Below are 11,246 nucleotides of genomic sequence, written 5' to 3' on the forward strand. Positions count from 1 at the left end.
GAGACGTGCGAGACGTCAGGCGGTCTTCATCTCGACGAAGTCAGAGAGGTCGCGCAGGATGGCGGCCTTGGGCTTGGCGCCGACGATGGTCTTGGCGACCTCGCCACCCTTGTAGACGTTCAGCGTCGGGATGGACATGACGCCGTACTTGGCAGCGGTGGCCGGGTTCTCGTCGATGTTGAGCTTGACGATCTCGATCTGGTCGCCGTACTCGGCGGCGATGGCCTCCAGCGACGGGGCGATCTGGCGGCACGGGCCGCACCAGGCCGCCCAGAAGTCGACGAGCACGGGCTTGTCGCTCCTGAGGACCTCGGCGTCGAAATCGTCGTCGGTCACGTTCTTGAGGGTGCCGGCCACAGCGGCCTCCTTCTTCCTGCGAGGTGTGGGGTGTAGGGGGTGGTACGGAGGGTCAGACCGTCGCGTGGGCGTCCTCGGCGTTCTCGGCGTCCGCGAGGGCGGCGAGGAAGCGCTCGGCGTCGAGGGCGGCGGAGCAGCCCGTGCCGGCAGCGGTGATGGCCTGACGGTAGGTGTGGTCCACGACATCGCCCGCGCCGAACACGCCGGTGACGCTGGTGCGGGTGGAGGGCGCGGCGACCTTGAGGTAGCCCTCCTCGTCGAGGTCCAGCTGGTCCTTGAACAGCTCGGTGCGCGGGTCGTGGCCGACGGCGATGAAGAGGCCGGTCACGGGCAGCTCGTAGGTCTCGCTCGTCTTGGTGTTGCGCAGCGTGAGACCGGAGAGCTTCTGCTCGCCGTGGATCTCGGCGACCTCGCTGTCCCAGGCGAACTTGATCTTCGGGTCGGCGAACGCGCGGTCCTGCATGGCCTTGGAGGCGCGCAGGCTGTCACGGCGGTGAACGATGGTGACGGACTTGGCGAAGCGGGAGAGGAAGGTGGCTTCCTCGATCGCCGTGTCGCCGCCGCCGACCACGGCGATGTCCTGCTCCTTGAAGAAGAAGCCGTCACAGGTGGCGCACCAGGAGACGCCGCGACCCGAGAGGGCGTCCTCGTTGGGCAGACCGAGCTTGCGGTGCTGGGAACCGGTGGTCACGATCACGGCCTTGGCGCGGTACACGGTCCCGGCGGTGTCGGTGACGGTCTTGATCTCACCGGTGAGGTCCACGGCCACGATGTCGTCAGCCACGAGCTCGGCGCCGAAACGCTCGGCCTGGCCGCGCATGTTGTCCATGAGGTCCGGCCCCATGATGCCGTCCTGGAAGCCGGGGAAGTTCTCGACCTCGGTGGTGTTCATCAGCGCGCCACCGGCGGTCACGGCACCTTCGAAGACCAGGGGCTTGAGCGAAGCGCGTGCGGTGTACAGGGCTGCCGTGTAACCGGCCGGCCCGGAGCCGATGATGATCACGTTTCGTACGTCGCTCACGGGTTACTTCCTCGTCTCTGCGGACTGCCTGCTGCTTGCCGGGGGGCCGGTGTGGACTCTCACCCCACCCAACGGATCCTACGGCGCATGCATTCCCCTGCTGTCCCCCGTGCGGACGGCGCGCGTCAGCTCCGGGGGTAGGTGCTGCTGAGCAGAGGCTTTCCGGGAGTGGTGGACGAGCCGTTCCCGCAGGCCGCCTCGACGAGGTAGGCGTCCACGAGGGCCGGGTCGCCGGGGTGCGCAAGGACGAGCAGGTAGACCTCCACGCCCTGATACGTGCCCTGGTCCGTGGCGAGGGGGGTTTCGGAGCGGCCGGTGGCCTCCTGGACACACGCGGGGACGGTGGTCGCGCCTCGGTCCGCCGGGGCCACCCCGGGAGCGGGAGTGGTGTTCTCCATCCCGTAGGTGTTGTTCTGCTCCCCCGGGACGGTCTTAGGGGGCCGCCCCGAGGCGAGGAGGTCTCGGACGCTGCCCTGGAGGCCTTGGGCGGTGTACTGGGGTCCGCCCACCTTGGCCTGGGCGCTGGAGGCGTCCTTGCGCGCGGCGGTGTCGTGCTCGGTCGTAGTGTCCGGGAGGCCGGTGGCGAAGAAGATCGCGAGTGCGCAGGCGGCCACCAGGGCGCCGATGGCGGCGATCCTGCGGCGGGCGCGGCGCCGACCGGGACCGGTTGGGCCGACCGGGTGACCGGAGGGCCGCTTGGCCCCGGTTGAGAGGGGTGCGCCAGGTGCGGCGGGCGATGTTTCACGTGAAACATCGCCGGCTCCGGCGTGCTGCGGAGCGGACCGCGGATCGGGTCCGGCCGGGTCGTGAGGGTTGGTGGCGTCGAGGAGCGCCTCTGCGGCGAGGGCGGCATCGATGCGCCCGGCGATGTCGGCGGGCATCCGGGGAGGCCCGGGGAGGGTGCCGAGCAGGGCCCGGATCTCCTCCAGAGAGGCGCGGACGTCGGCGCACAGGGCGCAGCCGTCGAGGTGGCCGCGGACCTCTGCCGTACGGGACGGGGAGAGGAGGCCTTCGGCCAGGTCGGAGATCTCGGAGACGTCCGGGTGCCGGATCGTGCCGGTAGTGGGGCTCACGCTCGTCCACCTCCGCCCTTCACTGCGTCTGGATCCGATGCCGGGTCCCTGGGATCTGCCGTCGGTGGGACGGCTGCCCCCGGCGTCCGGTTCCTTCCCCGCTCGGTGGCGGTGTTATCCCCGGCATTCGAGCGCAGATGAGTGAGCATCGGGACGAGTTTTGCCCGGCCACGGGCGCAGCGGCTCTTGATGGTGCCGGTGGGCACGTCGAGGATCCGGGCGGCCTCCGCGACGGGGTAGCCCTGCATGTCGACCAGGACGAGCGCCGCCCGCTGCTCGGCCGGGAGCGTGCTCAGGGCGGCCAGGAGCTGGCGGTGGAGGTCCTCGCGTTCGGCGGGGGCCTCTGCGGACTCGTGGGGCTCCAGGAGGCGCTCCAGGCGGTCCGTGTCGTCGAGGGGCGCCGTCCTGCGGGAGGCGGCCTTGCGGGCCCGGTCCAGGCAGGCGTTGACGGTGATCCGGTGGAGCCAGGTCGTGACCGCGGACTCGCCGCGGAAGGTGTGCGCGGCCCGGTAGGCGGAGACGAGCGCGTCCTGCACGGCGTCGGCTGCTTCCTCGCGGTCGCCCAGGGTGCGCAGGGCCACGGCCCACAGCCGGTCGCGGTGGCGGCGTACGAGCTCACCGAAGGCGTCCGGGTCTCCGGCGACGTGCAGCGCCAGGAGTTCCTGGTCGCTGTGGCCGCCGGGTGTGGCGTCGTCCAACGGTGAGCCCCTCCCCTGGTGTCTGTCAGCCCGTGAACTTCACATCCGTGATGGCCTGCTTGAACCCGGCCTGGCTGTACTGGTCACCGCCCGCTTGTGGCATTGCGGTGATCCAGACGAGGACGTAGCGCGTCTTGACCGGCGCCTCGGCGGCCAGCTTGAGGGTGCTGTCCGACGTGGTGGCGGCCGCGATCTTCTTCATGGAGCCGACCGGGGTCGACGAGGACATGGAGCCGGTCGCGTAGAGCGTGGCGGTGGTGTGGTCGCCGGCGAACCGGAGCGCTATCGAGGCTTCGCTGACGTCCTGCTCGGAGCCGAGATCGTAGACGATGCCGACCCCGGCCTTGTAGGCCTTCATGTCCGGGCCGTCGTAGAAGCTCTTGGTCCGCCAGTAGGTGGAGGCGTCGCCGTCGTAGGTGTGGGAGACACCTTCGAGGTCCTGGGGGTTGCCGTCGGGGTAGTACTCCTGGGCGCCCTTGATGGAGAGCGGTACCGGGTCCTTCTTGCTGGGTGCGTCGTCGCCCTTGGGCGCCGGGTTCTGGCTGTTGCCGCTGCCCTGCTTGCCGCGTTCGAGAAGGGTGTCGGCGAGCTGCCAGCTGCCCAGGCCGAGGGCGGCGATGAGCAGGGCGGCGACGCCCCACTTCAGGACCCTGCCGGTACGGCTCTGCAGCGGTGGCGGCGGAGGCACGACGGTGACGGACTGGGCGGGCGGCATGCCGGGCGGCGTGGGCCGGCCGTAACTGCCCTGCTGGTAGGTCGTGTGCTGGTACTCGAGCGGTGCGGTGAAGGCCGGCTCCGGCGGCCGGATGCGGGGCATCGCGGCTACCGCCTTGGCCAGTTCCTCCGGCGTCGTGCAGGCGGGCTCCTGCCGGGAGGCCGTGGCCCCGTCGTTGGCGAGCGCGCGCATGGCGAGTTCACCGAGGCCGCGGTGAACGCCGGCACGGACCTGGTCGGGAGCGATCAGGCCGACGCCCTTGGGCAGGCCGGTGAGGCCGTAGGCGTCCGTCTCGTAGGGCCAGCGCTGGGTGAGGGAGGCGTACAGGAGCGCCCCGATGGCCTCGGTGTCGGCGCGCTGCGGGGTTTCGCTGGTGATGCCGCGCAGGGCGGCGTTCACGGCGAGGCCGCGGATGCGGTACTGGCCGGTGGAGGTGCGCAGTATCGCGCTGGGCGTCAGCCGCAGATGGGCCAGGCCCTCACGGTGCGCCGCGGTCATGGCCTGGGAGACCTGGCTGACGAGTTGGTAGGCCTCGTGGGCCTCCAGGGGGCCCGCCGCGAGGAGCGCGGTGAGCTCGGTGGCGTCGGGCAGCCATTCGTGCACGACGTAGACGAGGTCGTTCTCCTCCACGGCGTCGAGGACCTGGACGAACCGGGGGTCGCCGAGCAGGGCGGAGGAGCGGGCCGCGGCCAGGACGGCGCGGGCCCGCGGGTGGTCGGCGGGCAGGAGATGGACGCCCACGGCGCGGCGCAGTTTCTCGTCCATCGCGCGCCAGCTGCTGAATCCGTCCAGACGGGTGACGCACTCTTCGAGGCGGTAGCGCCTTGCCAGCTTGTGGCCGCTGTGAAGTTCGGGTGCGGCCGCAGGGGCCGCGGTTTTGCGTTCGCCGTCCTCTTCGGGCATAGGTCCGTCCGCGGCTCGTCCGTTCTGGGTGTCCACCCCGTCGGCCGTGGCCTTGGCCGCATCTGCGGCAAGCGGCTCATCGCCGCTGTTGTCGGCCACGTCGACGGCAGCCGTGCTACGTTCCGCCACCGTCGTTCCTGCCTCCCCATCCGTTGCACGCTGTCGGCCAGTCTGCGAAGCCAAGCCAATTGTGCCCACAGTCCGGCGCTCTGCACGACACGCGATGGGGGTCTGGCAGGTCTACGGGTCTCCGCATTCAGCGCCCCATGCGTCCGCGGACCATCCCGATCATGGCGTTGAGCTCCTCGATGCGCATCCGCTTGGCGGCGATGAGGAACACGGCGGCGAGGGCCACACCCCCGGTGACCAGGGAAACAACGGAACCGACCACTCCGCTGCCCAGCCACTGGGTGACCAGGTAGGCGGCGGCGCCGGCCACGGCGGCGGCGGGGACGCAGGCTCCGACAAGTCGAGCGTAAGTCCGCATCACATGGGCGCCGTCGAGGTCTCCGCCGAGGCGTGTGCGCAGTCGGCGCCACGCGACGCCGACGCCGACGGTGTAGCCGAGGCCATAGGCGGCGGCCATGCCGACGACCGCCCAGCGTGCGGGCAGGACGACGAACGCGGCTGCGGAGACCGCCGCGTTGACGGCCGCGACGATGACGGTGTTGTAGAACGGCGTCCGGGTGTCCTCGTAGGCGTAGAAGCCGCGCAGGACGACGTACTGGACGGAGTACGGGATCAGGCCGAGGCCGAAGGCCATCAGGACGAAGCCGATGTTCTGCGCGCCCTCACCGGCACCGGCGTAGAGCAGGGTGGCCATCGGGACGCCGAGGGCGAGGAAGGCGAAGGCGCAGGGCACGATGGCGACGGCCGAGGTGCGCAGGCCGTAGGAGATGTCGTCGCGGACGGCGGCGGCGTCCCCGTCGTGCGCGGAGCGGGAGATGCGGGGCAGGACGGCCGTCATGACGGAGACGGTGATGATGGCCTGCGGCATCTGCCAGAGCAGCAGTGCGTAGTTGTAGGCGGTGATGCCGGTGCCGTGGTGGCCCTGCTTGTCCGCCACTTCGCCGGCCCAGGTGGCGAGCTGGGTGACGACGACGAGGCCGATCTGGTTGGCGAGGACGAAGAAGAACGTCCACTTGGCGAGCTTGGCGGCCTTGCCGAGGCCGTGGCCCTTCCAGTCGAAGCGCAGACGCGGCTTGAAGCCCGCGTCGCGCAGGTACGGCAGCATGGCGAGCGCCTGCACGGTGAGGCCGAGCAGGGTGCCGATGCCCAACAGGCGTACGCCGTCGGCGGTGACGGTGCCCTCGGTGATGCCGGAGGTGGTGAAGCCGCCGAAGGCCCAGATGAAGGCGCCGAAGGTGGCGATGACGACGATGTTGTTGAGGACCGGGGTCCACATCATCGCCCCGAACCGGCCGCGGGCGTTCAGGATCTGACCGAGCACCACGTGGACACCCATGAAGAACATGGTCGGCAGGCAGTACTGGGCGAAGGCCACCGCAACTTCGAGCCGCTGCGGGTCCGAGGCGATCTTCTGCGACATCATGCTGATGAACAGCGGGGCCGCGAGGACGCAGATGGTGGTGACACCGGCCAGCAGGACCACGACAAGGGTCAGCAGGCGGTTGGCGTAGGCCTCGCCGCCGTCCTCGTCGTTCTTCATCGCCCTGACCAGCTGCGGGATGAAGACGGCGTTGAGAGCTCCGCCGCCGACCAGCACGTAGATCATCGTCGGCAGGGTGTTGGCGACCTGGTAGGTGTCGTTGAGCGTGCTGACGCCGATGGCGCCGGCGATCACGAGGGTCCGCAGGAAGCCCGTGATGCGGGAGACGATCGTGCCGGCCGCCATGAGTGCACTGGACTTGAGGAGGCTGGAGGCGCGTCCGGCGGGCTTGCTCGGGGCCGGGGCGGCCACGGGGGCGTCCTCGGCGGGGGTGCGGGGCGCCGCCTCCTGGTCCCGGTACAGGTGGGCGAAGGCGTCGGGCCGGGGCTCCTGGTCGGCCGCCTTGGTGACGAGGGAGTCCACGCCCACGAACTGCGTGGTGGTGGCGTGATCGCCGTAGGGCAGGTGACGGGAGGGACCGTCCGGCTCGGGCGGCGGGGTCTGGGCCCAGACGCGCGGGTCCGGGGCGTAGGAGGGTGCCTGCGGCGCCGCGTAGAGCGGGCCGGGCTCCTGGTAGGTGCCGGGCGGCGGCGGGGGGTGTGCGGAGCGGTCGTAGAGGACCTCGGCGACGGGGTCCTGGGCAGACAGGTCCTGCGACCGGTACGGGTCGTAGCCGTAGGCGTCCTGGACATACGGGTCGTGATCCGGCGCGGGCGCAGGCGCGGGGACCTGCCCGGGCACCGGGGTGCCGGGAGCAGTGCCCTGGTAGGGCGCTGGCCCGCCAGTTCCCTGCGCGCGGTCACCGTCGTACGGCGCGTTCATCGAAACCCCACCTCATCGTCCCCAGGCCGACCGGCCACGGCATCGCTCAACGGTCCACTGTCTCACCCGGTCCGGACGCGTCGTTGCTTTGCGGTCCGGTGTCCGGGGACTCGTCACTCGGCTGCGTGCTCTCCTGGGCTGCCGCTCGGGCGGCGACCCGCTTGCGGGTGGCGTACATCTTGATACCAGCCAGAACGAGGAGCAGGACACCGCCGGCGATGACGAGCATGACGGTGGGGGTGATCTCGGTGGCCTCGACGGTGAACCGGCGTTCCTTGCCGTAGGCGACGCCGTCCGTGGTGAAGAGCTGGGCGGTGACCTCCACCGGCCCGCTCGCGGTGGCGTTGGCGGTGAACTTCACGGTCTGGCTGTGCCCGCCCTGGACGGTGACTTCCTGCTGGTCCTCGCCCTTGTCGCCGAACATCAGGCGGGTGGGGTTGGCGGACTTCACGCGCAGGACCAGGTTGTGGACGTCCTGGACGAGGCTGTTCTGGACGCTGACGGGGATGGTCGCGCTGTGGCCGGAGAGCGTGGCATCGGACTTGGGGACGACCTTGACCTTCTCGGTGAGGCCGATCAGGTACTGCTGCACCTGGCTCCGGTAGTCCGCAGCCGCCTCGGGGCGCCCGCGCCAGGACGTGGACATCTCGCGGTTGGTCGTGTTGCCGAAGGGGATCTCGACGCGGTCGGGCGCGCTGAGGATCACCTTGAAGTTGTCGAGGGTGGTCTGAGTCGTGCGGATCTTCTCGAATGCGGAGACCGGCAGCTCCTGCTTGGCCAGGGCCTCGGGGTACTGCCCGGCGCCCGGCACTTGGGTGGAGGCACCCGGGTCGGGCTTGGTCGCGGCTGCCGCCTCGAGGTCGGCGGGCACGGTCCAGCGGCCCGCCTGCAGGCCCAGGAGGGCGGTGGCCATCGTCTGCGCCTGGCTCGCGGACGGCATCCGGGCCGGGGTGACGACGACGCTGCGCTGGGTGTCGGTCTTCTGGAGGTTCAGTGCAAGGCTCTGGGCCAGGAACTGCTGCACCGCGAGGACGGAGTTCGTGGCACTGAGCATGTCGCCCTGGAAGGCGGTCGAGAGCTCGGCGTCGGCGACGACGGCGGTGGTGCCCGCGCCGATGGGGCGGGCGGCCGACGGGGTGTAGCCGAGGGCGCCGGTCTCCTGGAGGCTGTCGCTGCGGGTGAGCACGTTGTGGGCGCCGGCCGAGGTCGCGACGTTGACGATCGACGGGTCGATCGCGCCTTCCACGGGCCAGGAGAAGTCGGTGGACGCCGGGACGTGGAGGACCGTCTCGACGGCCTGCTTCGCCTTGTCGGTGGCGGGCCGCAGCTGGCCCAGGGTGCCGGAGACGTCCTTCCCGCGGTGGGCGAGGGAGGCGATGTCGGGATCGGCGAAGGGCAGTGCGACGACCTTCTTGCCCTGGACGGCCGCCTCCAGCGAGCTCAGCCACTGCTCGGCGACGGCCTTGTTCCTGCCCGGCAGGGGCTTGCCGGCGGGGTCGGGGTTGCGGATCCGGTAGCCCTTGGTCATGGCGTCGACCGACTGGAGCAGATCCGGGTCGATGACCCAGGTGATGGGCAGGTCCTTGCCGAGGGAGACCATCCGCTCCAGGCGGCCGCCGGTGCGCAGCTCATCAGCGAGCGAGTCGTCGAGGAAGACGGGGGTCTGCACGTCGTCCGAGCCGGTCTCCGCCGTCAGGTGCGTGGTGGAGATCAGCGGCCACACGTACGTCATCGTGTAGCGCTTGGCGGCGGCCTCGGGCTGCCAGGGCAGGAAGGTGCGCTTGATGCCGAGGACCTGCTCGTACTGGCGGCTCTCGGTCTCCCCCGACAAGGAGACGCCGAGCTGGTAGACGCCCTCCTTGTCCAGCTCCAGCTTGCTCACCGGGATCTTGAGCTCGAAGGTCTGGTGGCCCTTCGAGGGCAGTGAGGTGATCTTGACCGCGTACTCCGAGCCGATCTCGGCGGGGTCGGTGCCGGCCCGGAAGACGCCCCGCTCCGCCGCCTCCTCGATCGAGCTGCGGTCGCTCAGCGCCGGGCCGACCCGCAGGCCCACATGTGCGTCGGTGATCTTCTCGCGGCCGTTGTTGACCACGGTGCCGGAGATCGTGAGGGTGTCGCTCTTGACCGGGGCGCTGGGGGCGAATTCGGTGAGCTGGATGTCCACGGCCGCCGTCTCGGCGGCCTGGGCCTCGGGCGCGGGCGAATAGACGAGGCCGGCGAGCACGGGGGTCCCGGCGAGCAGGACCACGGCGCGGCGCAGCCAGCGTCGCCGGGCAGGGGCGGGGGGTGTCCCCTGGATGTCTGCCGCCTCGGCCACGCGCTCGCCCGTCCCTCGAAGTGTCAGTGGTCGTCGTCTGTGCGTCCACGCATGGTAACGAGACCCGCTGTGCGCGAGTGCCGCGCCTTGCTCCACATGATCGGGTTCGGGCTGTCGGCGCCGTGGGGCGGGGTGGCCGCAAACGGGGAAGCCCCCGGCGGGCCGGGCACGTACCCTTTTCTGTTGTGCCGAACGCCAACGAAGACAACCTCAGTGTCCTGAACCAGGTACAGCTCCGCGCGGTGAGTGAACTGCTGCGCGTGGCCCCTGTCGCCGACGAGCTCGGCCGCCGCTTCCAGGAGGCGGGCTTCCGCCTCGCCCTGGTCGGCGGGTCCGTCCGCGACGCGCTGCTCGGGCGCCTCGGCAACGACCTCGACTTCACCACCGATGCCCGCCCCGAGGACGTTCTCAAGATCGTCCGGCCGTGGGCCGACTCGGTGTGGGACGTCGGTATCGCCTTCGGCACGGTCGGCGCGCAGAAGGCCGGCTTCCAGATCGAGGTGACGACGTACCGCTCGGAGGCGTACGACCGCACGTCGCGCAAGCCGGAGGTCTCCTACGGCGACTCGATCGAGACGGACCTGGTCCGACGCGACTTCACGGTCAACGCCATGGCCCTGGCCCTGCCGGAGCAGGAGTTCATCGACCCGCACGGCGGTCTGGAGGACCTCCGGACGGGCGTGCTGCGGACCCCCGGCACCCCCGAGGACTCCTTCTCGGACGACCCGCTGCGGATGCTGCGCGCGGCACGGTTCGCCGCGCAGCTGGACTTCGAGGTCGCCCCCGAGGTCGTCGCGGCGATGACGGCGATGTCCGGCAGGATCGAGATCGTCTCTGCGGAGCGGGTGCAGGGCGAGCTCAACAAGCTGCTGCTCTCCTCGAACCCGCGCAAGGGCCTGGGCCTGCTCGTGGACACCGGGCTGGCCGATCACGTGCTGCCCGAGCTGCCGGCGCTGCGGCTGGAGAGCGATGAGCACCACCGGCACAAGGACGTCTACGACCACTCGCTGATCGTGCTGGAGCAGGCGATCGCCCTGGAGGAGGACGGGCCCGACCTGGTGCTGCGGCTCGCGGCCCTGCTGCACGACATCGGCAAGCCCCGCACTCGCCGGTTCGAGAGCGACGGGCGGGTCTCCTTCCACCACCACGAGGTGGTCGGCGCGAAGATGACCAAGAAGCGCATGACGGCGCTGAAGTACTCCAACGACATGGTCAAGGACGTCTCCCGGCTGGTGGAGCTGCACCTGCGCTTCCATGGGTACGGGGACGGGGAGTGGACCGACTCGGCAGTGCGCCGCTACGTCCGCGATGCCGGTCCGCTGCTGGAGCGTCTGCACAAGCTGACCCGCTCCGACTGCACCACCCGCAACAAGCGCAAGGCCAATGCCCTCTCCCGCACCTACGACGGGCTGGAGGAGCGCATCGCGCAGCTCCAGGAGCAGGAGGAGCTGGACGCGATCCGGCCCGACCTGGACGGCAACGAGATCATGCAGGTGCTGGACGTCCGCCCCGGTCCCGTGATCGGCAAGGCCTATGCCTTCCTGCTGGACCTGCGGCTGGAGAACGGTCCGATGGGCCGTGAAGCGGCCATCGTCGCCCTCAAGGAGTGGTGGGCCGCACAGGCCTGAGGCGCGGGCCTCGCTGTTCTCAGGCGCCGGGGGGGGGGGGGGGGGGGGGGGACGGGGGGGGGGAAATGCGCGCCCATAAGGCGCGTTCTTGTTGGTGGCGCGC

General features: G+C 70.7%; 8 protein-coding genes. 1 reads left to right on the forward strand and 7 read right to left on the reverse strand.

Annotated features, from left to right (window positions below):
* Nucleotides 1-15: 15 nt before the first annotated feature.
* The 7 genes from trxA to ACZ7GJ_RS27555 form a co-directional block, all read right to left on the reverse strand.
* Entirely contained in the window at nucleotides 16-357 is a 342-nt protein-coding gene (trxA, locus tag ACZ7GJ_RS27525) for a thioredoxin (RefSeq protein ID WP_470755581.1), read from the reverse strand.
* A gap of 52 nt (nucleotides 358-409) precedes the next feature.
* Nucleotides 410-1,378 (reverse strand): thioredoxin-disulfide reductase, encoded by a 969-nt coding sequence (gene trxB, locus ACZ7GJ_RS27530; protein WP_470755582.1) that lies wholly within the window; start codon nucleotides 1,376-1,378, stop codon nucleotides 410-412.
* 125 nt (nucleotides 1,379-1,503) lie between these two features.
* Complete coding sequence (locus ACZ7GJ_RS27535) at nucleotides 1,504-2,451, reverse strand: anti-sigma factor family protein (protein ID WP_470755583.1); 948 nt, start codon at nucleotides 2,449-2,451, stop codon at nucleotides 1,504-1,506.
* Complete coding sequence (gene sigM, locus ACZ7GJ_RS27540) at nucleotides 2,448-3,149, reverse strand: RNA polymerase sigma factor SigM (RefSeq protein ID WP_470755584.1); 702 nt, start codon at nucleotides 3,147-3,149, stop codon at nucleotides 2,448-2,450. Before sigM ends, ACZ7GJ_RS27535 begins: the two co-directional genes overlap by 4 nt.
* Nucleotides 3,150-3,174: 25 nt before the next feature.
* On the reverse strand, nucleotides 3,175-4,896 hold the full coding sequence (locus ACZ7GJ_RS27545; RefSeq protein ID WP_470755585.1) for a protein kinase family protein: 1,722 nt from the start codon (nucleotides 4,894-4,896) through the stop codon (nucleotides 3,175-3,177).
* A 127-nt stretch (nucleotides 4,897-5,023) separates the two neighbouring features.
* The gene (gene murJ / locus ACZ7GJ_RS27550) at nucleotides 5,024-7,198 is read right to left on the reverse strand and encodes a murein biosynthesis integral membrane protein MurJ (RefSeq protein WP_470755586.1); all 2,175 of its coding nucleotides are present in this window, start codon (nucleotides 7,196-7,198) and stop codon (nucleotides 5,024-5,026) included.
* A gap of 46 nt (nucleotides 7,199-7,244) precedes the next feature.
* Nucleotides 7,245-9,515, reverse strand: coding sequence for a DUF6049 family protein (locus ACZ7GJ_RS27555; protein ID WP_470755587.1), 2,271 nt, complete (start codon nucleotides 9,513-9,515; stop codon nucleotides 7,245-7,247).
* A 185-nt stretch (nucleotides 9,516-9,700) separates the two neighbouring features.
* On the opposite strand from ACZ7GJ_RS27555, the gene ACZ7GJ_RS27560 reads away from it, so the two are divergent.
* Nucleotides 9,701-11,143: a CCA tRNA nucleotidyltransferase gene (locus tag ACZ7GJ_RS27560; RefSeq protein ID WP_470755588.1), complete on the forward strand. Its 1,443-nt coding sequence runs from the start codon at nucleotides 9,701-9,703 to the stop codon at nucleotides 11,141-11,143.
* The last annotated feature ends 103 nt before the right edge of the window (nucleotides 11,144-11,246 follow it).

This window comes from Streptomyces sp. NPDC037242 (assembly GCF_055604165.1).

Coding starts and splice junctions, on each gene's coding strand:
- murJ (WP_470755586.1), bottom strand. CDS start 7,198: ATGAACGCGCCGTACGACGGTGACCGCGCGCAGGGAACTGGCGGGCCA.